The sequence below is a fragment of the Campylobacter concisus genome, from assembly GCF_002913745.1.
Taxonomy (GTDB): domain Bacteria; phylum Campylobacterota; class Campylobacteria; order Campylobacterales; family Campylobacteraceae; genus Campylobacter_A; species Campylobacter_A concisus_R.
On sequence record NZ_PPCG01000045.1, the window covers coordinates 1 to 25263 of the forward strand.

Genomic DNA, 25263 nt, shown 5'->3' on the forward strand with positions numbered 1-25263 from the left:
ATAATATGTAAAATAATACATAAAATATTGCCCTTAGAAAATTTAAAATATATTTTTCTTTATTAAAAATTTTTAGTTTTTATAGCAAAAATAACGACGAAAGCCCAATTTTCACTCGATTTTCTAAACAAAGATTTAAAACCAAATTTAATATAAAATTTCAATTATCTTTATAATAGCATTATTGAAAATCAAAATAAAAAATTATCTCTATTTAATACACAAGGCATATTTTAAAATTTAAAGTCAAAATTTGTTTTATTGCGCAAACATACATTTAAATTTTATGCCTATATGAGATAAATTTATCCTGCCAAATGGCTAATATAAACCTCAAAAGCTTAAATTTTGGTGTAAATTCTATTTTTTCTCAAAAGTGATTACCGGCAAAGAAAAAATATGGTTTTTATCTTTTGATTATCAAAATATCAATATAATCGTAAAAATTTATAAAAGGACAATTATGGCATTTGAAAATATATTAAGAGCGATTGAGGATATAAAAAATGGCAAAATGGTCGTTATGGTAGATGATGAGGATCGCGAAAACGAGGGCGATCTAGTCTTTTCAGCAGCTAGTAGCGACATGCAAAAGGTAAATTTTGCTATCACTCATGCAAAGGGCGTGCTCTGTCTTGCGATGGATGAGGCAAACGCCAAAAGGCTTGACCTGCCGCTAATGGTAGCCAAAAACACATCGAGCCACGAGACAGCTTTTACGGTCACGATAGACGCAAAAGACGCAACAACTGGCGTTAGCGCATATGAGCGCGATATGACGATCAGGCTTGCTGCTGATGCTAGCTCAAAACCTGAAGACTTCGTGCGTCCAGGACACATCTTCCCGCTCATAGCTAAAAATGGCGGTGTGCTAGTTCGCACAGGCCACACCGAGGGCTCGGTCGATCTTTGCAAACTTGCAGGTGTTGCTCCGATGGCTTCGATATGCGAGATAGTAAAAGAAGATGGCACAATGGCAAGGCGTGATTATTTAGAGGAGTTTTGTAAGAAATTTGGTCTAAATATGATCAGCGTTTCTGACCTGGTCGAGTATAGACTAAGTCATGAAAGTCTCATAAGAGTTGGCGAAAAAAGTGACGTGATGATCGCAGACTACGCGGCCACAAGATACGATATCACCGACCACAAAGGTAAAATTCACTCAGCTTATCTTTTTGGCGAGCCAAAGAGCAAAGCAAATGTCAAATTTCAAAAGATCCTTGCCGATCACGAGCTTTTGAGCAGTCCAAAATACGAAGAGCTTTTAAAAACCATCAAATTTCTAAGTCAAAATGGTGGAATTTTGATCTTTTTAGATAGCGACAACTCAAACACAAGCAAAGACTACGGCATCGGAGCACAAATTTTAAATCACTTTGGCGTAAAAGATATCGAACTTCTAAGCTCAAATAAAAATAAAGAATTTGTAAGCTTAGCTGGTTTTGGGCTAAATATAGTCGGCTACAAGGAAATTTAAAGGAGATAAAATGAGCGAAGAGGCACAACGCAAAGCCTTACAAAATCAAATTTGGAGCATCGCAAATGAAGTAAGGGGTGCTGTTGATGGCTGGGACTTTAAACAGTATGTCCTCGGAACTTTGTTTTATAGATTTATCAGCGAAAATTTTACCGACTACATAGAGGCTGGGGATGATAGCATCGACTACGCTAGCATGGGTGACGATGAGATAGATGATGAGCAAAAAAGGGTTATCATAGAAGAAAAGGGCTACTTTATCTATCCTAGTCAGCTTTTTAAAAATGTCGTAAAAAATGCCTCAAATAATGCAAATTTAAATACCGATCTAGATCAAATTTTTAAAAGTATCGAAGGCTCAGCCGCAGGGTTTGAGTCAGAGCAAGACATCAAAGGACTTTTTGCTGACTTTGATACGACAAGCAACAGGCTTGGCAATAGCGTCGCAGATAAAAATAGAAGGCTTGCTGCTGTTTTAAACGGAGTTGCTGGGCTTGATTTTGGTGACTTTAAAGATAACTACATCGATCTTTTTGGCGATGCTTATGAGTTTCTCATCTCAAACTATGCTGCAAATGCTGGTAAGTCAGGCGGTGAGTTTTTCACTCCGCAAAATGTCTCAAAGCTCATCTCTGAGCTAGCCATGCACGGACAAGAAAGTGTAAATAAAATTTACGATCCAGCTTGTGGCTCTGGTTCGCTACTTTTGCAAGCCAAAAAGAGATTTGATAAGCATGAGGTTGAGCAGGGCTTTTTTGGACAAGAGATCAATCACACGACATTTAACCTTGCTCGCATGAATATGTTTTTACACAACATAAACTACTCTAAATTTCACATCGAGCTTGGCGATACGCTTTTGGACCCAAAGCTTCAGGACGATAAGCCGTTTGATGCTATCGTCTCAAACCCTCCTTACTCTATAAACTGGATCGGTAGCGATGACCCCGCACTTATAAATGATGCTCGGTTTGCTCCAGCTGGCGTGCTAGCGCCTAAAAGCAAGGCAGACTTTGCCTTTATCATGCACGCTCTTAGCTACCTCTCTGCAAAGGGGCGAGCAGCTATCGTTAGCTTTCCTGGCATTTTTTATAGAGGCGGCGCAGAAAAGAAGATACGCGAGTATCTTGTAAAAGAAAATTTCGTCGAAACCATCATCGCCCTAGCGCCAAATCTCTTCTACGGCACATCGATCGCTGTAAATATCCTTGTGCTCTCAAAGCACAAAAGTGAAAACAAAACGCAGTTTATAGACGCTAGTGAGTTTTTTGAAAAAAGAACGAACAATAACGTTTTAACAAGTGAGCACATTAAAAAGATAGTAGAAATTTTTGCTAGCAAAGAAGAGATCGCTCACGTAGCTACATCGGTGGATAATGACACTATCGCTAAAAATGACTACAACCTAGCAGTTAGCTCCTATGTCGAGCCAAAAGATACACGCGAAAAGATAGATATAAGCGAGTTAAATTTACAGATAAAAGAGACCGTGGCTAAGATATCAAATTTACGCTCGCAGATAGATGAGATCATCGCGCAGATAGAGCTGGATGGCGAGAGATGAGTAAAATTTTTGATCTGATAAATGAGCTTTGCCCTGAAGGAGTGAAATTTGATGAACTTGGAGTTATTTGCAAGAGTTTAGCAAAAGGCACACTTAAACAAGAAGATTTAGTTGACAAAGGAGCATATCCAGTTGTTAATTCAAGTAGGGATTACTACGGCTTTTATGATAAGTACAATAATGAAGCCAATGCTTTTACGATTGCCTCACGAGGCGAATATGCTGGTTTTGTAAAATTTATTGATTGTAAATTTTGGGCTGGTGGATTATGTTATCCTTATACTTCAAAAGACGAGGATTATGTTTTAACTAAATTTATATTCTATTTTTTAAAGTCGATTGAAAAGAAAAATATGGATATTCTGGTTGCTAGAGGAAGCATTCCTGCACTCAACAAAAGTGATTTTGATAAAGTTAAAATTCCTCTACCTCCGATGGAAGTGCAGCGTGAAATAGTCCGTATCTTGGACTCTTTCACGCTTCTTACAGAAGAGCTTACAGAAGAGCTTACAGCTAGAAAAAAGCAGTATGAATTTTACCGCGACTTTCTTTTAAGCTTTGACGAGCTTGATAAAAATGGGGGGGGTGTGAGCTAAAAATGCTTGGAGACATCGGAGAAGTTCGTATGTGTAAAAGAATTTTAAAGGAACAAACTTCTGTAAATGGAGAAATACCATTTTATAAAATAGGAACATTTGGCAAAGAAGCAGATGCTTATATTTCAAAAGAACTTTTTGATGAGTATAGGTCAAAATATAGTTATCCAAAGATTGGAGAGGTCTTGATTTCTGCAAGTGGAACTATCGGACGTGCTGTGATTTTTAATGGCAATGACGCTTATTTTCAGGATAGTAATATAGTGTGGATTGAAAATGATGAAGGTCAAGTTTTGAATAGATATTTGTTTTATTTTTATCAAATAGCAGATTGGAACATCGCAGAAGGTGGGACAATTAAGCGTCTCTATAATGACAACCTAAAAAAAATAAAAATCCCCGTTCCATCACTTCAAACACAGCAAAAGGTTGTTGATATCTTAGATAAATTTGATACGCTTGTAAATTCTATAACTGAGGGCTTGCCACGAGAGATAGAGCTAAGGCGCAAGCAGTATGAGCATTACAGAGAGCTACTTTTAAATTTCAAACCAAAAATGACAGCATAAAGGTGTAAAAATGATAGAGAGTAAAACCATACTTGAGTCAGAAAATTTCATCGTTTTAGATAAATATGAGAGATTGCCTCAGTCTTCAAGCTACCAAAGCGAAGCGGATATGGAGGATGAACTTATAGCCGACCTTGTAAAACAAGGCTATGAGTATAAAAAAGATATAAACTCTCAAACGGCACTTTTACTAAATTTAAAAGAGCAGCTAGAGAGGCTAAATAACGTTAAATTTAGCTCGTCTGAGTGGAAAAGGCTAGTTGAAGAGTATATCGACAAACCAAACGATGGCATAGTGGAAAAGACCCGCAAGATACAAGATGATCATATCTATGACTTTGTTTTTGATGATGGGCATATACAAAATATCTGCCTTATCGATAAAAAAGATATCGCTAAAAACAGCTTGCAGGTGATAAATCAGTTTGAGCAAACTGGCTCATCGCACAACAGATATGATGTCACTATACTTGTTAATGGCTTGCCGCTTGTGCAAATAGAGCTTAAAAAGCGAGGCGTGGCGATAAGAGAAGCTTTTAATCAAATTCATCGCTACTCAAAAGAGAGCTTTAACTCATCAAATTCGCTCTTTAAATACTTGCAAATTTTTATCATCTCAAATGGCACAGATACAAGATACTTTGCAAACACAACCAAGCGGGATAAAACCAGCTTTGACTTTACTATAAACTGGGCAAATTCAAAAAATGAAGCCATAAAAGATATAAAGGACTTTACGGCTACATTTTTGGCGAAAAATACACTTCTTAGCATACTAAGCAAATACTGCATCTTTGACACAAATAACACCTTGCTTATAATGCGTCCTTATCAGATAGCAGCGACTGAGCGCATACTTTGGAAGATAAATAGCTCGCATAATGCTAAATGCTACTCAAAGCCAGAGGGCGGCGGCTTTATATGGCATACGACAGGATCTGGCAAGACGCTAACTAGCTTTAAGGCAGCTAGGCTCGCTACGCAACTTGATTTTATAGATAAAGTCTTTTTTGTGGTGGATAGAAAAGACCTTGACTATCAGACTATGAAGGAGTATCAAAAATTTTCAAAAGATAGCGTAAATGGCTCAGCTAGCTCAGCAGAGCTAAAGCGAAATACTCAAAAAGATGACGGAAAGATCATCGTAACAACTATACAAAAGCTAAATAACCTGATGAAGAGTGAAGATGATCTAAGCATATATCAAAAAGAGGTTGTTTTTATATTTGACGAGTGCCACAGGTCTCAGTTTGGTGAAGCACAGAAAAATTTAAAGAAGAAATTTAAGAAATTTTATCAGTTTGGCTTTACTGGAACGCCGATATTTCCTCAAAATGCCATCGGAGCAGAGACTACGCAAAGTGTCTTTGGAAGCTCGCTTCATGAATATGTGATAGTCGATGCCATAAGAGATGAGAAGGTGCTTAAATTTAAGGTTGATTATAACAATGTCGTGCCTAAATTTAAGAGTATAGAGACAGAAAAAGACGAACTAAAGTTAAGTGCAGCTGAGAACAAAAGTGCATTTTTGCACCCTGAGCGTATCAAAGAAATTTCTGGGTATGTGCTAGAGAAATTTCATCAAAAAACTCACCGCCTAAACGCAAGTGGCAAGGGCTTTAACGCTATGTTTGCAGTAAGCTCGATAGAGGCAGCAAAGCTTTATTATGAAGCGTTTAAAAATTTACAAAGTAACAAAGAGCGAGCTTTGAAGATAGCGACCATATTTTCTTTTTCGCAAAATGAAGAGCAAGATATGGTTGGCGAGATAGCTGATGAGGGCTTTGAGCCAGAGGCGATGGACGTTAGCTCAAAAGAGTTTTTAAGCGGCGCGATAAACGACTATAACGCCTACTTTAAGACAAATTTTAGCGTTGATGGTGGGTCGTTTCAAGACTACTACCGAGATATAAGCGAGCGCACAAAGAAGCAAGAGATCGATCTGCTTTTAGTTGTGGGTATGTTTTTGACGGGATTTGACGCGCCTTGTCTAAACACGCTCTTTGTGGATAAAAATTTACGATATCACGGGCTCATACAAGCATACTCTAGGACAAATAGAATTTATGGTGCTACAAAAACTTTTGGTAACATCGTGACATTTAGAGACCTAGAAAAAGCGACTGAAGATGCCATAACTCTTTTTGGTAAAGGAAGCACCAAAAGCGTCATACTCGAAAAAAGCTATAAAGAGTATATGGACGGCTTTACGGATGCGGTATCTAGCGAGGCAAGAAGGGGCTTTGTAGATGTAGTAAGCGAGCTAGAGGCGAAATTTCCTGATCCTACTAAGATAGAGACACAAAAAGATAAGAAAGAATTTGTAAAGCTTTTTGGAGAGTATTTAAGGGTGGAAAATGCTTTGCAAAACTACGATGAGTTCGTGGCTCTAAGGGCTTTGCAAGAGGTAAATTTAGACGATGAAAAAGCAGTTTGTGAGTTTAGGGATAAATTTGGCTTAAGCGATGATCAAATCAAAGAGATGCAAAGCATAAAAGTGCCAAATGCAAGGGCCTTGCAAGACTACCGCGGAACGTATAATGATATAAGAGAGTGGCTAAGAAAAGAAAAGGCTGGCGAAGAGAAGGAAAAAGAGAGGATAAACTGGGATGATGTGGTCTTTGAGGTTGATCTACTAAAGTCTCAGGAGATAAATTTAGACTATATTTTGGGTTTGATATTTGAGCATAATAAAAAGATAAAAGATAAAGCAGCCCTTACCGATGAGGTGCGCCGCATCATCCGCTCGAGCTTGGAAAACCGCTCAAAAGAGGGGTTGATAGTTGATTTTATAAACCAAAGCGACTTGGATAAATTTAAAGATCGAGCTAGCGTGATAGAAGAGTTTTTTAAATTTGCAAAAGTTGTGATGAAAAAAGAGGCGGACGAGCTTATCGCTTCTTTAAATTTAGATGAGGCTGGAGCAAGAAGGTTTATAAGCTCGTCTTTAAAGAGTGGCTTTGTTAGTCAAAGCGGAACGCAAATAGGTGAGATACTGCCTAAGATCAGCCCTTTAAATAAAAACTATCCAATAATCAGGCAAAAAGTGATCGATGAGATCTCGCATTTTGTTGATAAATTTAAAGAGGTTGGCTCATCGGTTTAAGAGGTGCTTTTAAGCAAATTTATATTGCATTTGGCTTATTTATGCTTTGCTTCGTGCTCTAAAAGCCAAATTTTAGTTGGCAAGCCTTCGCCGCCTGAGTAGCCACCAAGGCCGCTACTGGATAGCACCCTGTGGCAGGGGATGATGATAGGCAGTGGGTTTTTGGCATTTGCAGATCCTGCTGCTCGGTAAGCATTTTTGTGACCAGCGGCAAGTGCAAGAGCAGCGTATGTGGTCGTTTCGCCGTATGGCACTTTTTGTAAAACGTCATAAATTTTAGCTCTAAATTTGGTCGTTTTTACATCAAGTCTAACGCTAAATTTTTTAAGCTCACCCTTAAAATAAGCTTCCAGCTCGTCTAAACAAAGCTTTAAATTTTCATCTTTTACCGCTATTTTTTCAAATTTATCTACAAAATTTATCTCACAAATTCCATTTTCACTAGCAACGATCTCTAAAATTCCAATGGGCGATTTTAGGTAGGCTTTTGACACATTTGCTCCTTGAAATTTGAAATTTTGGGCAAATTTTACTTTAGATTGTTTTGCTTTTTGATAAAATGCAAGCAAAATCAGCGATTTTGGACTAAAAACGAGCAAAATCACAAAGGAAATTTATGAGCTTTTTTACCGACTACGAAAAACACGTGAGTGAGCGAGAAAAAGAGGGCGTGCCACCGCTTGCGCTAAATGCCAAGCAAACAAGCGAAATTTGCGAGCTAATGAGACATGCTGGCAACTCTAGTGGCGATGAGAAGGCGCAAAACGAGCTAAAATTTCTTATAAATTTGCTCGCAAACCGCGTAAATCCAGGTGTTGATGACGCGGCAAAGATAAAGGCGGAATTTCTTGGCGAAGTTATAGACGGGCTTAAGATAGACGGGCTTGATGCGGTTCGTGCCATTAAAATCTTAGGCAAGATGCTTGGCGGATATAACGTGGAAATTTTGGTGCGAGCGCTAAAAAATAGCGATGATGTTATCGCGCAAGCCGCGGCAAATGAGCTAAAAAATATCATTTTGGTGCATGAACACTTTGACGAGATCGCAAAGCTAGCAAGTAGCAATAAATTTGCAAAAGAGGTGCTTATTTCTTGGGCAAATGCGGAGTGGTTTGCGCATAAAAAGCCGCTTAGTGAATGCATAAATGCAGTGGTTTTTAAGGTGCCTGGTGAGACAAATACTGATGATCTAAGTCCTGCAAGCGAAGCCTATACAAGGGCTGACATACCGCTTCATGCAAAGGCGATGCTGGTTAAAAAGATGCCTGAGGGCTTAGAAATCCTAAAAGAGCTAAAAAGCCTCGGCAAGAGCGTGGCGTATGTTGGCGACGTGGTCGGCACTGGTAGCAGCAGAAAGAGCGGTATAAACTCTATCCAGTGGCACCTTGGCGATGAGATAGAGGGCGTGCCAAACAAAAAAACGGGTGGCATCGTGATCGGCACAACCATAGCTCCGATATTTTTTAACACCGCCGAAGATAGCGGCGCACTGCCGATAGTCGCAAACGTAAATGAGCTAGAAATGGGCGATGAGATAGAGATTTATCCATTTAAAGGCGAAATTTATAAGCTCGCAGGCAACGGAAAAAAGCTCGTGGCAAATTTTAAACTTAGCCCAAACACCCTAAGCGACGAGATAAGAGCAGGCGGCAGGATACCTTTGATGATAGGTAGGCAGGTCACCAAAAAGGCTAGAGAGGCCTTGGGACTTGGTGAGGAGCAAATTTTCATAAAGCCAGATCAGCCAAAAGAGCAGAGCGGTGGCTATACGCTCGCTCAAAAGATGGTCGGCAAGGCTTGCGGCAAGGCTGGTGTGAGAGCTGGGGCCTACGTGGAGCCTGAAATTTTGACCGTTGGCTCGCAAGATACCACTGGGCCCATGACTAGAGATGAGATAAAAGAGCTTGCTAGCCTTAGTTTTGGGGCGGATTTTGTCTTGCAAAGCTTTTGCCACACGGCTGCTTATCCAAAGCCAAGTGACCTTTTGATGCATGAGAGCTTGCCTAAATTTATAAATTTACGTGGCGGTGTGAGCCTAAAACCAGGCGACGGCGTCATCCACTCGTGGCTAAACCGCATGGTCTTGCCTGACACGGTGGGCACTGGCGGCGATAGTCACACGAGATTTCCTATTGGTATCAGCTTTCCAGCGGGCAGTGGTTTAGTGGCGTTTGCAGCGGTGCTTGGTATGATGCCGCTAAATATGCCAGAGTCAGTTTTGATCAAATTTAAAGGCGAGCTAAAAGAGGGCGTGACGCTTCGTGATCTTGTCAATGCGATACCTTATTTTGCTATCAAAAAAGGGCTTTTAAGCGTTGAAAAGAAAAACAAAAAGAACATTTTTGCGGGCAAAATTTTAGAGATAGAAGGGCTTGAGAGTCTAAAAGTGGAGCAGGCGTTTGAGCTAAGTGATGCTTCGGCTGAGCGCTCGGCGGCTGCTTGCGTGGTAAATTTAAGCGTTGATAGCGTCGCGGAGTACGTTCGCTCAAACGTTGCGCTAATAGAAGCTATGATAAAAGCAGGATATGAGAGCCGTGAAACGCTTGCTAGACGAAAAGAGAAGATGCAAAAATGGCTAGAAAACCCAACTCTTTTAAGGGCCGACAAGGACGCAAAATACGCTGAAATTTTAGAGATTGATTTGTCGCAGATAGATGAGCCGATTTTGGCCTGTCCAAACGACCCAGACGACGTGGCGACGCTAAGTGAAATTTTAGCTGATAGCAAAAGAGCGCACAACATCGACGAGGTCTTTGTGGGTAGCTGTATGACAAATATCGGCCATTATAGGGCGCTTGCTAGAATTTTAGAGCGTGAGAGCAAGCTCACTACTAGGCTTTGGATAGCGCCGCCAACTAAGATGGATAAAAAGACGCTTGAAGATGAGGGCGTTTATGAGATATTTAGAAGGCTGGAGGCTAGGACAGAGGTGCCAGGCTGCTCGCTTTGCATGGGTAATCAAGCAAGAGTGAACGATAATGCCGTTGTTTTTTCGACCTCGACTAGAAATTTTGACAACAGAATGGGCATGGGCGCGAAGGTCTATCTAGGAAGTGCTGAGCTAGCCGCTGTATGCGCGCTACTAGGGCGTTTGCCAAGCGTTAGTGAGTATAAAAAGATAGTAAGAGATAGCCTTAGTTTAAACAAAGATCAAATTTATAAATACCTAAATTTTAATGAAATAAGCGAGTTTAGTATATAAATTTGTTACAATATCGCGAAATTTTAAGGAGCTTTGATGAAAAAAGTAGCTTTTTTTATCTTTTTTAGCGTTTGTCTTTTTGCAAATTTGCATGCACTAGAGTGCGAGGACCTTGCTAAAAAAGAGAGCTTTAAAACTACTCCAAAAGAGCTTGCTTACGTGAACGAGGGGCTATTTTATTGCGATGGCTCGCTTTTAAATTTAAAAGAGGTAAAAGAGCTTTTTGATGCGAGCGTGGCTGTTAGAAGCGAGTCTCAAAGCTGCGTTGGCGAGGGCGTTTATAGAGAAAATTTAAATAAATTTAGATGGATATTGCTAAAAGCCTCGTTCGCTCCTGAAATCTATCAAAAAGAGCTTGCAAAGCCAGAAGCGGCCGAGGCTCAAAAAGACGCTCAGATGGAGTATTTTAGATACTGGGCGAATGAGAGCTTGTTTAACTTTTTAAAATATAAAAAATTCAGCGAAGCTTATAAAAACGCTCAAACTCCGCTGGTTAAATTTTATGAGGCTTTAGGCGTTGATAGTGCAAGTGCCGCTTACTACGCAACTAGCGTGATAAATGAGTTTTTAAGCTTTAGTGTGGGCAAAAAGGTAAATAAGGCAAAAACTTTAACTTCTGAGCAAAAGTTGATGGCGCAAAAGCTAAGTCAAGACGAGCTTGCAAATTTGCTCTACTCAAAAAATTTCACCACCGCTGAGCTTACAAATTTACTCGATATCGCACTGCTAAATGACAAAAGTAGCGACATGATAGAAGAGATCATAAGGCGCGGGGCGGATCTAAATTTAGGCGATGAGACACCGCTATTTTTTGCTCTTAAAAATTTAGAAAATGTAAAAATTTTGCTTAAAAATAGAGCTGATGTAAATCACAAAAATTTCTTTGGAAAAAGTGCGCTTTTTTACGCTGTGCAGTTTGATGACAGGGCGCTTTGCGAGCTTTTACTAAAGAGCGGGGCAAATGCGAACGAGAGCTACATAGATGAAAATACTAAGATGAATATGATAAATTTTGGCCAAGCGCAGGTTGAAGATACGTGCGGCCTAGAGCATACAAATAGAAGCGTTTTCATGCATGCAGCAGCTCACGCGACACCTGAAATTTTAAAGCTTTTGATAGATAACGGTGCCGATATGAACGCGACTGATGATGCTGGATTTAACGCGCTTGATTATGCGATTAAAGATAAAAACGAAAAAAATATTAAATTTTTAGAAGAGCTTGGTTTAAAGCCAAATTTTAATTAGGAAGAGATATGAAAAAGACAGCTTTTGTGACAGGTGCGACATCTGGCTTTGGCGAGGCGATCGCTAGAAGACTCTCACAAGAGGGCTACAAGATAGTCGCTCTTGCAAGGCGCGAAGATAGGCTAAAAAAGCTAGCTAGTGAGCTTGGTGATACGCACATCATCGTAGCTGACATACGTGATAAAAAGGCTGTTTTTGACGCAGTTGATAGCCTGCCTGATAAATTTAAAGACATCGAAGTGCTTGTAAATAACGCTGGCATGGCGCTTGGACTTGAAAAGACGATAGACGCGAAGGTGGAGGACTTTGAGACGATGATAGACACAAATGTAAAGGGTCTTATCTACTCTACAAAGGCCGTTTTGCCGCTACTTTACAAGCAAGAAAAGGGCTATATTTTTAATCTTGGTTCAACAGCTGGCTCGTGGCCGTATCCTGGAAGTAACGTTTATGGCGCTACAAAGGCCTTTGTAAAGCAGTTTAGTCTAAATTTAAGAAACGATCTAGTTGGCACAAATATCAGGGTGACAAACATCGAGCCAGGTCTTTGTAAGACTGAATTTAGTGAGGTTAGATTTAGAGGAGATAAGGCAAAGGCTGATAGTCTTTATGAAAATACAAATTTCATCACGTCTGAGGATATCGCGACTATTTTGGTAAATTGTCTAAATATGCCTGGAAGTGTCAATATAAATAGGGTCGAAGTCATGGCAAACACGCAGACTTGGGCTGGACTTGCGATAGAAAAATTTTAAGGAGTTTATGTGAGACAAATTTTATTGTTACTATTTTTTAGTGCCGTTCTTTTTGGAGTTGATCCAGAAGTCGCCAAAAGAAACGCACAAATTTACGGCGTTTTCACGCTTATACCGCCAGTTGTGGCCATAGCGCTTGCTTTTATCACAAAAGATGTCATCTTGTCGCTATTTATCGGTGTTTTTAGCGGAACTTTTCTTATAAATATCGTTAATGAAAATGTCTTTATGGGCATCATCAAAGGCTTTACTGGCATCGTTTCAAGAGTGGTTGAGTCGATGGCTGATAGCACCGATGCTGGCATCTTGCTTCAAGTGCTTTGTATAGGCGGCGTGGTCGCACTTATCACAAAGATGGGCGGCACAAAAGCGGTTGCTCTTTGGCTTAGCAAAAAGGCAAAAACTGGCGTTTCAGCTCAAATTTCAACTTGGCTTATGGGTATTTTTGTATTTTTCGATGACTACGCAAACGCCCTAATTGTCGGTCCTATCATGAGGCCAATAAGCGATAAATTTAAAATCAGCCGCGAAAAGCTAGCCTTCATCATCGACGCTACTGCAGCACCGATCGCAGGTATCGCTATCATCTCTACGTGGGTCGGACTTGAGGTTTCGCTCATTGAAAAGGGCTATGAGCTTATCGGCGAGACAGGCATAAACGCTTATTCTATATTTATCGAGACCATTCCATATAGATTTTACAACCTCTTTATCTTGTTTTTCATCGTCTGCACAGCCTTGATGCAACGCGAGTATGGTCCTATGCTAGCAGCCGAAAGACGCGCTAGAAGAGGCGAGCTTCACTCAGGCAAAACTCAAATTCAAGACCTTGAAGACAAGACTCTTGAGCCAAAAGAGGGCGTAAAACTAAGCGCTTCAAATGCGATCGTGCCGCTTCTTGTGCTAGTTATCGGCGCATTTACTAGCTTTTATTTTAGCGGTCTTGCTGCACTTGAGGGCGATACTCTTAAAAATGCACTTGCAAATCCACTTTCATTTTCAACATTTAAAGATACTTTTGGCGCAGCTGACTCTGCTACATCGCTATTTCAAGCAGCATTGCTCGCTAGTATAGTAGCTATCACAATGGGCGTTTGGCGCAAAATTTTTGATGTAAAAGAGGCTATTAGCACATGGGTAAAAGGCTGGAAAACTATGATCATCACGGTCGTCATCTTGCTTCTTGCTTGGAGCCTTAGCGCGGTTATAAAAGAGCTTGGCACTTCAAGATATTTGGTTGATCTACTAAGTGACTCAACACCTAAATTTATCTTGCCAGTGGCTGTTTTCATCCTTGGCTCATTTATAAGCTTCTCAACTGGCACCAGCTACGGCACGATGGGCATTTTGATGCCTCTTGCTATCCCGCTAGCTTATGCAGTGGGCAAAAACTACGGCTTAGAAGGCGATGCAATGCACGCTTATATGATCGTAAATATCTCAAGCGTTCTAACTGGCGCTATCTTTGGTGATCACTGCTCGCCGATATCAGACACTACGATACTTTCATCAATGGGCGCAGGATGTAGCCACATCGATCACGTCTCAACGCAGATGATCTACGCGCTTAGCGTTTGCGCGGTTTGTGTGCTTGTTGGCTACTTGCCGGTTGCACTTGGTCTTAGCGTTTGGATCGCACTTCCTTGCGGATTTTTAGCAATCTGGGCTTTGGTTAGATTTGTCGGTAAAAAAGTCGAAGAGAAAGCGGCATAAATTTGGACTGCAAATACCTAAAAGAGTGCGGATCATGCACTCTTTTTACCCCTTATAGTGAGCAAATTTCATTTAAAACTGATCTTATCAAGCAAAATTTCTCTCACTTTTACGAGGGTAAATTTGATGTTTTTAGCTCAAGCCCAAAGCACTACCGCACGAGGGCTGAGTTTGGCATCTGGCATGAGGGCAGCAAGCTTAGTTATACGATGCATGCAAGCGAGAAGAGCAAAAAGGTCTTTGTAGATGAGTGCCCAAAGGTTTGCGAGCAAATTTCACATCTCATGCCAAGGCTACTTGAGAGCTTGCAAGATGATGAAATTTTACGTACAAAGCTCTTTGGAGTGGAGTTTATCGCCTGTAAAAGCGGCACCTTAGTCACGCTTCTTTATCACAAAAAGCTTGATAGTGAGTTTGAAGCGGCGATAAAAATTCTAGCTAGCAAGCTTGATGTGATGATCTTAGCTAGATCACGTGGCCAAAAGCTGCTAAGTGGTGAGCTAAATTTAGTTGATGAGCTAAATGTTGATGGGCAAATTTATAATTTTAGCCTAAGTGAAAATGCCTTTATCCAGCCAAATAAAGCGGTAAATGAGAAGATGATAGCTTGGGCAAAAGAGTGCGTTGAGGGTGGCGCTGACTTGCTGGAGCTCTACTGCGGACATGGGAATTTTACTATCCCGCTTTCGTTTAAATTTAAAAACGTCCTTGCCACTGAAATTTCAAAAAGCTCGATCGCAAATGCCCTTAAAAACTGCGAGCTAAATGGGGCTAAAAATATCAAATTTGTGCGAATGGACGCTGATGAGCTGATGAGCGCATTTGCTGGCGTTAGGGAATTTAATAGGCTAAAAGATATAAGCTTAAATGACTTTAACTTCTCTCACGTCCTTGTCGATCCACCTCGCGCAGGACTTAGTGAAAGCGTCATAAATTTCATTAGAAATTTCAAAAACATCATCTACATCTCGTGCAATCCAGAGACATTAAAAGAAAATCTAAATGAGCTTACTAAAAGCCATAAAGTGATAAAATTTGCGCTCTTTGATCAGTTTGCCAACACTCATCACATCGAGTGTGGCGTGCTACTAGAGGCAAAAGATAAATTTTAAAAGGAAAGTTGAAAATGGTTTCATTAAACAAAATAATCCAAGCAAAGATAACGATCGGTCACTTTGTAAATAAAACTCCGTTTGCGCTAAGTGCAAAACTTAGCAAAATTTTAGGCGCAAATGTCTATCTAAAAGAGGAAAATTTACAACGAACCGGAGCTTACAAGATAAGAGGCGCTTACAATAAAATAGCTAGCCTAAGCGAGGAGGAGCGAAAACGTGGCGTCGTGGCTGCAAGCGCTGGCAATCACGCTCAAGGCGTGGCGATAAGTGCAAAAGAATTTGGCGTGCATGCTTGCATCGTCATGCCAGAATCAACCCCACTTCTAAAGGTAGCTGGCACAAAGGATCTTGGCGCTGAAGTGATCTTAAAAGGTGATAACTTTGATGAGGCGTATGAATTTGCAGTAAATTATGCCAAAGAAAAAGATATGACCTTTGTTCATCCATTTAACGATGAGTACGTCATGGCAGGGCAGGGCACTGTTGGGCTTGAGATGCTTGATGAGATAAGCGACCTTGATATGGTTGTAGTGCCAGTTGGCGGCGGTGGCTTAGCTAGCGGCGTGGCAAGCTGTATAAAACAAGTCAATCCAAAAACTAAAGTCGTTTGCGTCGGCGCAAAGGGCGCTCCAGCGATGTTTAATAGCTACGGCGCTAAAAAGAGCATAAACTCAAAGTCAGTTCGCACCATAGCTGATGGCATAGCTGTGCGTGATGCGAGCGAGATAACGCTTAAAAATATCGTTGAGTGTGTGGATGAGTTTGTGCAGGTCGATGATGAGGAGATCGCAACTGCGATTTTGTTTTTGCTAGAGACGCAAAAGATCGTGGTTGAAGGAGCTGGCGCAGCTGGCGTGGCAGCACTTATGCATGATAAGATCAAATTTAAAAAAGGCGCAAAGATAGGTGTGGTGCTAAGTGGCGGAAATATCGATGTGCAGGTGCTTTCTATCATCATCGAAAAGGGTCTTATCAAGTCTCACCGCAAGATGACACTACAAATCACACTTGTAGATAAGCCAGGAGCGCTCATGAGCCTAACTGATAGTCTAAAATCGGCAAATGCAAACATAGTTAAGATAGACTACGACCGCTTCTCTACTAAGCTTGACTACGGCGATGCAAGCATCACGATCACGCTTGAGACAAAGGGTCTTGAGCATCAAGAAAAGATCAAAGATACACTTAATAAAAACGGCTTTTCTTTCACTCAACTCTTCTAAATTTACAAGCTCGCTACCTTTTAAAGTGTAGCGAGCATTATTTTTCATTAAATTTACAGGACTAAAATTTCGCAAATTTATTCAAGGACGGGATATGAAAAAGAGTTTATTAAGCCTTGCGTTGTTTTGCACTTTGGCTTTTTGTGCCGATGATGAGGTGGTTAGCAAACAAAACGATCAAGTATGGATAGGAGCTATGGGCGGATGCAAGCTTTATGTATTTTCACTAAAGACGACTGACGCGCCAGTAGATAAGCTAATAGCCAAAGATGAGGCGCAAAAAGAGCTTGTGGCAAATACTAAAAATTTACCAAACAAACACAACGTAATGTTTGCAAAGTGCGATGACTACACGGCGCTCATAGATAGCGGCTATGAAGATAGCTTGGAGGTTTTAAAGTATGATCTGCAAACTTTTGGCAAAATAAAGCCAGAGGATCTAACCTACGTCATCATCACGCACGCTCATCCTGATCACATAGGTGGGCTCATAGACGGCGGCAAAAAGACATTTAAAAACGCCAAGCTTTTTATAGATGAAAAAGAGTGGGACTACTGGATGAAGGGCAAAGATGAGAGGACAAAAGAAATTTTATCGCTTTATAAAGACGATAAGAGCTTTTTTGATCATAAAAAGCCGCTATTTGACGGGGCGCTAAAGATCATGGCTATCCCAGCCTACGGTCACACTCCAGGGCACAACATGATAAGCTTTGAGTCAGATAACGACAAGATCATCTTTATAGCTGACCTTCTTCACGTCCTAGCAGTGCAAGAGGTCGAGCCAAGCATATCTATCACTTATGATATAGATCCAGCCCAAGCTGCTAAAACGAGAGAAAAGGTGCTTGATGGCTTGGAGGACGAGACTACGAAGATAGTAGGCGCTCACATGCCTTATAAGAGCCCCATCACCTTGCCAGAGTGAGTAAATTTCTTTTGCTTTACAAATTTAGGATAAAATGCGGGCTTTAAAGGAGAAAATATGAGCGAATACGCAAATTTGATATTAACTATCTTGCTAGCTATTTTGGCATTTGCATTTTATAGGTCAAACAAGGCGCTAAAAAAGGCAAAAGATGGTAGCGAAAATGTCTCAGTCAGCACTGAAATTTCGCAGCTTAAAAGCATCGGTGAGCTATCTGTCTTTCAGGTATATAGCAAAGAGATCGTCACAAAGACAGATCATGCGTTTGGAAATTTTGGCAAAGAGTATCTAAGGTGGCTGGTAAGCGAAAAGAAGCTTTCGATGATATTTGAGTTTGAGATAAATTTCATCTACGATTTAACCAGTCCAAAGCTCGAGATCATGCAGATCGCAAACTCTAGCTACAAGATAAAAATGCCTCCATGTAAGTATAAATTTTCAATCGCAGATATGAAATTTTACGACGAAAAAAACGGCAAATTTATACCATTTTTGCTGCCTGACTCGCTAAATGGCTTTTTTGGTAGCACTTTTACAGAAGAAGATAAAAATAGGCTAATCGAAGAGGCTAGAAATGAAGTCAAAAAGATGAGCGTTCGCCTTATCTCGCAGCTTCAAAGTAAAATTCACAAATCAGCTCGTGACACACTTGAAGCGATAGCTAAGAGCTTTGGCGCAAACAAGGTCGAGTTTGTCTTTGACGATAGCGACGAGCAGATCAACGAGCAACTAAATTTAGAAAACATAGCATAAAAACAAAATTTAAAGGAGAAAAAATGAGTGTAAATTCACAAGAGGTCACACAAGCACCTGGCAATAACACAGTCTTTCAAACATGGGTTTTAAAAGGCGACAAAAAGGCATGTAAAGAGGGCTTTGCTAAGCTTTGTGCTTTGGTTGTAAATTTAAACAAAACTGCTAAAGTTAGATTTGGCGCAAATGAAAATGTAAATTGCGTCCTTGGCGTGGGTCATGATGCTTGGAAAAAGCTTGAAATTTCAAAAGAATTACCAAAAGAGCTTGTAAATTTTAAAGCGATCAAAGGCGACAAACACGAGGCTGTTAGCACAAAGGGCGATATCCACATCCACATCCGCGCGCTAAATGCGGCTGACTGCTTTGACATGGCGCAAAATATCAAAGAAGTTTTGTTTAAATTTGCAGAGCTTACAGATGAGACTCAAGGCTTTAAGTACCACGACGGCAGGGCTATCATCGGCTTTGTAGATGGCACTGAAAACCCTGATGGCGAAGATAGAGACCTTTTTGCAAAAGTCGGCAAAGAGGACGCTAAATTTAAAGGTGGTAGCTACGTTTTTGTCCAAAAATACTTCCACAAAATGAAAGAGTGGAACGCCACAAGCGTAAGCGAGCAAGAAAAGGTTATAGGTCGCTCAAAAGAGTATGACATCGAGATGGACGAGAGCGTAAAACCTACAAATTCACACTCAGCTGCTGCAAATGTCGGCGACGATAAAAAGGTCGTGCGCGGCAATATGCCATTTACTGAAGGCAGCAAAACAGGCACTTACTTCATCGCTTATGCAAGCACATTTTCAACGGTTGAGCTTATGCTTAAAAAGATGTTTATCGGCGAGCCAAAAGGCAACTCAGATAGGCTACTTGACTTTAGTACGCCAGTAACTGGGGCTTTATATTTTGCTCCTACGCTTGATATGCTTGGTGACTACGAGGGATAAATTTAGCTTGGGGCGAAGTAAATTTGCCCCTTTAAATTTATAAGGATAAAGATGCCAGAGTGGTTTATCTATGCAGCTCTTTCGGCTGTTTTTGCTGCGCTTACAGCGATCTTTGCAAAGCTAGGCGTAAAAGATATCGACAGCGATTTTGCGACATTTATAAGAACGGTCGTTGTCGTTTTTATGCTTGTTTTGCTTTTAAGTGTGGCTAAAAAATGGCAACCGCTAAGCTCTCTAAGCCCTAAAAACTGGCTATTTCTTATATTAAGTGGCATGGCTACTGGGCTTTCGTGGCTCATGTATTTTAAAGCTATGCAAGCAGGTAAAATCTATCAGGTAGCGCTGGTTGATAAATTTAGCGTTGTGCTGGCTATCATTTTGGCTGTAATATTTCTTGGTGAGAGGCTAAATTTAAAAGAAATTTTAGCTGTTTGCCTTATCGTATCTGGCGTGTTTCTACTCATTTTTAAATAAAATTTTCTGCGTTATTCTTAAAGTATATTTTTAATTTTAATTTGTAATTAATCAAAAAGCCTCTAGAATTTGACAATTTCATTTTGAAGGGAGAAATATGAAAAAAATTATTCTATCAGCCATCGTAGCTTGTGCTGCATTTGGTGCAGGTATGAACTACACAGATGTCGTAAAGGACGTATATGCTGACGCAAACTCAGCTAAGAGCATAGGCAGGCTGCTACCAACCAACGCAGTTGAAATTTTACAAACAAGTGGCGACAGAGCGCAGATAAAAGTAAAAGGCTATCAAAACCCAGCCGTTAGCAACGTAGTTTATTTTGCTGATGGCGCGAGGATCATCTCAGTAGCATTTGCAAAAACTGCACCTTTTGATATCAAAGTGATAAAAGAGGGCAAAAACGGCAAATGGAACGAGGTGGAAACGACAGTTTTTGTTCAAAAAGATGGCTTTAGCACCGATGTAAATGCGATGTTTGCAAAAGCTGATAAGATGTATAAAGAGAGCTGTGGCGTTTGCCATGCGTTGCCTCAAACTACGCACTTTAACGCAAATCAATGGCCGTCACTTCTAAAATCAATGATCGGCAGAACTGCAATAGAGAAAAAAGACGAGTGGCTAGTTATCGAGTACCTACAAAAACACTCATCTGACGTAAATTTAGGCAAATAAGGAGAAAACGATGAACGAGAACAGACGAGATTTTCTAAAAAAAGGTGCAACAGCGCTTGCAGCTACACCTTTACTTTCAGGCGTAACAGCTTCAAATTTGTTTGCTGATGAGGTTAAAAAGGGCGTTGTAAAAAATGGCGAAACTCTTACGGCTGCTCACTGGGGCATGCTAAAAGTGACAACTAAAAACGGCATCGCTGTAAAGTCAGAGCCTATCCAAAAGACAAGTGAAATTTACAACCCACTTCAACACTACACACCAGATATGATCTACAAAAGTCGTATCAAGCACACAATGGTAAGAAAGAGCTACCTTGAAAACCCAGATAGCCCAAAACCAGAGCTTCGTGGCATTGATGAGTGGGTCGAGGTGCCTTACGAAGAGGCGATCAAGCTAGTTGCTAAAGAGCTTAAAAAAACAAGAGCGCAAAAAGGCTTACAAAGCGTTTTTGCAGGCAGTTACGGCTGGAAATCAAGCGGCAATGTGCATAACTCAAGAATTTTACTTCATAGATTTATGAACCTTAGTGGTGGCTTTGTTGGCTCGTTAGGGGACTACTCAACAGGTGCTAGCCAGATCATAATGCCTCACGTTGTTGGTAGTATCGAGGTCTATGAGCAGCAAACCAGCTGGCCAGTCGTGCTTGAAAACTCAAAAGTCGTAGTCATCTGGGGTGCAAACCCACTTACGACACTTCGCATAGCTTGGACTAGCACCGACGAGCAGGGCTTTAAGTACTTTGAAGAGCTCAAAAACAAAAAAGATATCAAAGTGATCATCATCGATCCTATCAAGAGCGACACAGCGCAGTACTTCGACAAGGCCCAGTGGATCGCTCCGGTGCCAAACACCGACACAGCTATGATGCTTGGTATGATGCACTACCTATATGAGAGCGGCAAGTATGATAAAAATTTCATTGAAACCTACACAACTGGCTTTGATAAATTCCTCCCATATCTACTTGGCAAAACAGACAACACACCTAAAAATTTAGAGTGGGCGAGCAAAATTTGTGGCATCGATAAAGATACTTTAAAAGAGCTAGCTGATACATTTGTCGCAAACCGCACGATGATAATGAGTGGTTGGGGTATGCAGCGCGCTCACCATGGCGAGCAACCACACTGGGCGATGGTGACACTAGCAGCTATGATTGGTCAGATCGGACTTCCTGGCGGTGGATTCGGGCTTAGCTATCACTACTCAAACGGCGGCGCTCCGACTTGCAAGGGTGCAGTCATTGGCGGCATAAATAGCGCAAGTGTGGGTAAATTTAACGAAAAAGGTGAGTTTATCGGCACAGATACAGGTGAGTTCGACAAGCGCGGTCGCTTCGTCGCAAAGGCAGCTGCAGCAGCAGGCACAGGCCAAAGTTGGCTGCAAAAAGCAACCAATTATGCCTTCCCGGTAGCAAGGATTGCTGATGCGTTGCTACATCCTGGTAAAGTGATCGACCACGACGGCAAAAAGATCACCTATCCAGATATCGACTTTATCTACTGGGTCGGCGGTAACCCACTTGTGCACCACCAAGATACAAATACAAATTTAAAAGCATGGAGAAAGCCAAGAACGGTTGTCGTACATGAATCATATTGGACACCGACAGCAAAAATGGCTGATATCGTTTTCCCAGTCACTACAGAGTACGAGAGAAACGATATCACCATGACAGGGGACTACTCAAACATGAACATCGTGCCGATGAAACAAGTCGTTGAAAAATACCGCGAAGCAAAAGATGACTATCAAATTTTCACTGATCTTTGCAAGGCTTATGCTAAAAATTTAGTCGTTGCCTACACAGATAACGGCAAAGACGAATTTGACTGGATCAAAGAGTACTATGACGCAGCCTACGCTCAAGTAAAAGCGGTCCCTGAGCTTGCAAGCGACATGAAGCCATTTGAAGAGTTTTGGAATGAAAACAAACCAGTCACATTTGCCTCATCTCAAGATAGTGATAATTGGATAAGACTTGGCGAGTTTAGAGAAGATCCTGTGCTAAACGCTCTTGGAACGCCTAGCGGTCTTATCGAAATTTACTCAGATACGATCGAGAAAATGGGCTATGATGACTGCAAGGCGCACCCAACTTGGTTTGAGCCGATCGAGTGGCTAGGCATGAAAGACAAACCAGCAAAATACCACATGATAAGCGCTCACCCAACTGACCGCTTGCACTCACAGCTAAGCCAAACTTCACTTCGTGAGAAGTATGCTATCGCTAACCGCGAGCCAGTGTGGATAAACGAAAATGATGCAAAAGAGCTTGGCGTAAAAACAGGCGATTTGGTGTGTGTATTTAACGCTCGTGGCGAGGTGTTAGCAGGTGCGTATGTGACTAAAAACATCAAAGAGGGCGTTGTAAAACTAGCTGAGGGCGCTTGGTATGACGGCTTTGATAGTGGCATCTGCAAAAACGGCTCTGCAAACGTGCTAACCATAGATATCCCAACAAGTAAGCTAGCAAACGGCAACATCAGCCACACAGCTCTTGTAAATATCAGAAAATATCAAGGCGATGAAGCGCCAAAACTTACAGCGTTTTCTGAGCCAAAATTTTCTAAATAATTTCAAAGCAGGGGAGTGATCTCCTGCTTTCATACTTAAAATTCTAAAGTAAATTTTCTATTTACAAAAAGCTTAAATTTATATTTGAAGTCCTATAATTCCGTAAATTTTATTTCACAAGGAGTGTTGAGATGAGGTACAAGGCAAACTACAACTATTTAAAAGACAAGGTTGTCGAGCTAATTATTCAAAATCTATACCATATTTCAAAAACATTATGTCGGTAATTTTACTGATCTAATTTGCAAAATTTATACAAAAATTAAAAACAGCAGGAAGGGACAAATTTAAGGGATGAACAGGTTAAGTATAAAATTTAAGATATCTTTGATATCTTTTTTAGGTTTAGTTTTTTTAGTAGTTGCAAGTGTATATATTCTAAATGGACTTTTAAACACTAGAAATGCAGCTTCAAAAAGTGTTGAAATGGTTGAGAATATTACTCTACAAGGAGAGTTTATACATGAACTTCAAAAGGAGCGTGGATATAGTGGAGGATTCATTAGCAAAGCACCAGGTTCAGCTGAAGTTTTAAAAGCTCAAAGAGAAAAAGTTGATGCTATTATGCCTAGGCTTATCAACAAAGATGAGGTAATGCAAAAAGTAGTTGATACAAGATCAAAAATAGATGCCGGTGGTGATGCTTCATTGCTTAAAAATTTCAATGAAGTTATTGCACTTACACTTATAAATGCAAATGCTCAAAGTGAACAAGCACAACCCGACCTAAAAGATGAATTAACAAGAATTTTGACTATTTCAAAAATAAAAGAGTATTTTGGTATCACAAGAGCTATGATGAATGTAGTGTTTATCAAAAAAAGCATGAATGAAAATGCTTATGTAAATCTAGTTTCATATCATGCAATAATCTCTAACTTGATAAATGATTTCGAGAAATTTAATCCTAAGTCTTATCCGAAATTTAAAGAAAGTGTGCTTGATACAAATGAATATAAAAGCATTGATGACATAATCAGTAGTGCTATTGCAAATAAAGACGAAACTGCTGCAAAGATAGATGCAAAAGCTTGGTTTGGTACTATTACTACACTTATAGATGAATTTAGAGATTATGAACTTTATCTACTAAATAATATGAAAGCCACAGCTATACAAGATAAAGCAGCGGCTGAACAAAGAGCCGTATTTGTCGGTATTTTGCTTGGCATTGCTATTTTGATTTTGCTTGTTATATCATTTGTTGTTGGCAAAAATATAATAAGAGGCATTGACTTAACTAAAAATTCATTAAAAGATTTCTTTGACTTTTTAAATAATAAGACAAATAGTGCGCATCTTTTAAATATTAAAGGTAAAGATGAAATTTCTCAAATGGCAGCTTTGATAGATGAAAATATTGAAAAGATTAGAACAGCTAAAGAAAATGAAAATGCTTTCATCCAAAAAGCCAACACCTTTGTAAATGAGATAAAAGATGGCAACTATGAAGCAAGCCTAGAAGCAGATACTAATAACCCAGCTCTAAATCAACTAAAAAGCACATTTAAAGATCTACAACTTGCTCTTAAAAATGCAATCTCAAGTAATGGCAAAGATGTACTTGATCTACTTAACACTTATAAAAACCAAGACTTTACAAAAAGACTTGATGATGATGGTAAGATAGCAAGTGGTATAAACTCACTAGGCATTGAAATATCTAAAATGTTAAATGACAATCTAAACCAAGCTCAAGTGCTTGAAGAAAAAGCAAAACTTCTAGCTGACTCAGTATCTAAAGTAGCTAACTCAGCTAGCACTCAAGCAAATAGCTTACAAGAATCTGCAGCTGCAGTAGAGCAAATGTCTAGCTCAATGAATGCAATAAGTCAAAAAGCAGAAGATGTAACAAGACAATCTGAAGAGATAAAAAATATCATCGTAATAATAAGAGATATAGCAGATCAAACAAATTTACTTGCTCTTAATGCTGCAATAGAAGCAGCACGTGCAGGAGAGCATGGTAGAGGATTTGCAGTAGTGGCTGATGAAGTTAGAAAACTAGCAGAACGTACTCAAAAATCTTTAAGTGAGATAGAGGCAAATGCAAATGTATTAGCTCAATCAATAAATGAGATGAGTGAATCAATCAAAGAGCAAAGTGAAGGCATAAATATGATAAATCAATCAGTTGCTCAAATAGATAATCTAACAAAAGAAAATGTGGTAATTGCAAATAGAGCAAATGAAGTAACATCAGAAGTAGATGAGATGGCTAAAGCTATAGTTGAAGAGGTTAGGAAGAAGAGGTTTTAACTTCTTTCTTTAGAGTTTTAAACAAACTCAAATTTGTTTAAATAAGACTACAAAACAAATTATAAATTTTATTGTTAAGGGGG

19 protein-coding genes and 1 pseudogene are annotated in these 25263 nt (G+C 40.1%); 19 read left to right on the forward strand and 1 reads right to left on the reverse strand.

All coding sequences use genetic code 11. The annotated features are described in order from the left end of the window. Window positions 1-463 precede the first annotated feature (463 nt). From CYO90_RS06135 to CYO90_RS06155, 5 genes are read left to right on the forward strand one after another with little or no spacing between them, the layout of a single operon-like run. The gene (locus CYO90_RS06135) at window positions 464-1477 is read left to right on the forward strand and encodes a bifunctional 3,4-dihydroxy-2-butanone 4-phosphate synthase/GTP cyclohydrolase II (protein WP_103578861.1); all 1014 of its coding nucleotides are present in this window, start codon (window positions 464-466) and stop codon (window positions 1475-1477) included. 10 nt (window positions 1478-1487) lie between these two features. Continuing rightward, complete coding sequence (locus CYO90_RS06140; RefSeq protein ID WP_103578862.1) at window positions 1488-3041, forward strand: type I restriction-modification system subunit M; 1554 nt, start codon at window positions 1488-1490, stop codon at window positions 3039-3041. Continuing rightward, window positions 3038-3637, forward strand: a complete 600-nt coding sequence (locus CYO90_RS06145) for a restriction endonuclease subunit S (protein WP_103578863.1) — start codon at window positions 3038-3040, stop codon at window positions 3635-3637. The genes CYO90_RS06140 and CYO90_RS06145 overlap by 4 nt, the downstream gene beginning before the upstream one ends. Window positions 3638-3639: 2 nt before the next feature. After that, window positions 3640-4206: a restriction endonuclease subunit S gene (locus tag CYO90_RS06150; RefSeq protein WP_103578864.1), complete on the forward strand. Its 567-nt coding sequence runs from the start codon at window positions 3640-3642 to the stop codon at window positions 4204-4206. 10 nt (window positions 4207-4216) lie between these two features. Further along, window positions 4217-7312 (forward strand): type I restriction endonuclease subunit R, encoded by a 3096-nt coding sequence (locus CYO90_RS06155; RefSeq protein WP_103578865.1) that lies wholly within the window; start codon window positions 4217-4219, stop codon window positions 7310-7312. Window positions 7313-7347: 35 nt separating this feature from the next. On the opposite strand, the gene CYO90_RS06160 is transcribed toward CYO90_RS06155, so the two are convergent. Further along, on the reverse strand, window positions 7348-7806 hold the full coding sequence (locus tag CYO90_RS06160) for a methylated-DNA--[protein]-cysteine S-methyltransferase (protein WP_103578874.1): 459 nt from the start codon (window positions 7804-7806) through the stop codon (window positions 7348-7350). A gap of 122 nt (window positions 7807-7928) precedes the next feature. On the opposite strand from CYO90_RS06160, the gene CYO90_RS06165 reads away from it, so the two are divergent. The 14 genes and pseudogenes from CYO90_RS06165 to CYO90_RS10810 all read left to right on the forward strand — a co-directional run bounded on the left by CYO90_RS06165 (window position 7929) and on the right by CYO90_RS10810 (window position 25180). After that, window positions 7929-10514: a bifunctional aconitate hydratase 2/2-methylisocitrate dehydratase gene (locus CYO90_RS06165; protein WP_103578866.1), complete on the forward strand. Its 2586-nt coding sequence runs from the start codon at window positions 7929-7931 to the stop codon at window positions 10512-10514. A gap of 36 nt (window positions 10515-10550) precedes the next feature. Then, window positions 10551-11762 (forward strand): ankyrin repeat domain-containing protein, encoded by a 1212-nt coding sequence (locus CYO90_RS06170; protein ID WP_103578867.1) that lies wholly within the window; start codon window positions 10551-10553, stop codon window positions 11760-11762. Window positions 11763-11770: 8 nt separating this feature from the next. Then, window positions 11771-12517: an SDR family NAD(P)-dependent oxidoreductase gene (locus tag CYO90_RS06175; protein WP_103578868.1), complete on the forward strand. Its 747-nt coding sequence runs from the start codon at window positions 11771-11773 to the stop codon at window positions 12515-12517. 9 nt (window positions 12518-12526) lie between these two features. Beyond that, window positions 12527-14230 carry a Na+/H+ antiporter NhaC family protein gene (locus CYO90_RS06180; protein WP_103578869.1) on the forward strand — a complete coding sequence of 568 codons (1704 nt, stop codon included), beginning with the start codon at window positions 12527-12529 and terminating at the stop codon, window positions 14228-14230. 2 nt (window positions 14231-14232) lie between these two features. After that, window positions 14233-15342: a tRNA (uridine(54)-C5)-methyltransferase TrmA gene (gene trmA, locus CYO90_RS06185; RefSeq protein ID WP_103578870.1), complete on the forward strand. Its 1110-nt coding sequence runs from the start codon at window positions 14233-14235 to the stop codon at window positions 15340-15342. Between the two features lie 14 nt (window positions 15343-15356). Next, the gene (gene ilvA / locus CYO90_RS06190; protein WP_009293964.1) at window positions 15357-16568 is read left to right on the forward strand and encodes a threonine ammonia-lyase; all 1212 of its coding nucleotides are present in this window, start codon (window positions 15357-15359) and stop codon (window positions 16566-16568) included. Window positions 16569-16662: 94 nt separating this feature from the next. Further along, complete coding sequence (locus CYO90_RS06195; protein WP_009293963.1) at window positions 16663-17496, forward strand: MBL fold metallo-hydrolase; 834 nt, start codon at window positions 16663-16665, stop codon at window positions 17494-17496. A 57-nt stretch (window positions 17497-17553) separates the two neighbouring features. Next, window positions 17554-18249: a DUF4230 domain-containing protein gene (locus CYO90_RS06200; RefSeq protein ID WP_103578871.1), complete on the forward strand. Its 696-nt coding sequence runs from the start codon at window positions 17554-17556 to the stop codon at window positions 18247-18249. Between the two features lie 23 nt (window positions 18250-18272). Next, window positions 18273-19196 (forward strand): Dyp-type peroxidase, encoded by a 924-nt coding sequence (locus CYO90_RS06205; protein ID WP_009293961.1) that lies wholly within the window; start codon window positions 18273-18275, stop codon window positions 19194-19196. 51 nt (window positions 19197-19247) lie between these two features. Next, a complete protein-coding gene (locus CYO90_RS06210; RefSeq protein WP_009293960.1) occupies window positions 19248-19670 on the forward strand; it encodes an EamA family transporter in 423 nt (140 codons plus the stop codon). A 97-nt stretch (window positions 19671-19767) separates the two neighbouring features. Beyond that, window positions 19768-20343: a cytochrome c gene (locus tag CYO90_RS06215; protein WP_002942837.1), complete on the forward strand. Its 576-nt coding sequence runs from the start codon at window positions 19768-19770 to the stop codon at window positions 20341-20343. A gap of 10 nt (window positions 20344-20353) precedes the next feature. Continuing rightward, complete coding sequence (locus tag CYO90_RS06220) at window positions 20354-22921, forward strand: molybdopterin-dependent oxidoreductase (RefSeq protein ID WP_103578872.1); 2568 nt, start codon at window positions 20354-20356, stop codon at window positions 22919-22921. A gap of 426 nt (window positions 22922-23347) precedes the next feature. Continuing rightward, window positions 23348-24010 (forward strand): annotated as a pseudogene (locus CYO90_RS10805) (nitrate- and nitrite sensing domain-containing protein); the annotation flags it as partial. A 729-nt stretch (window positions 24011-24739) separates the two neighbouring features. After that, window positions 24740-25180 (forward strand): methyl-accepting chemotaxis protein, encoded by a 441-nt coding sequence (locus tag CYO90_RS10810; protein WP_429827831.1) that lies wholly within the window; start codon window positions 24740-24742, stop codon window positions 25178-25180. Window positions 25181-25263: the final 83 nt, after the last annotated feature.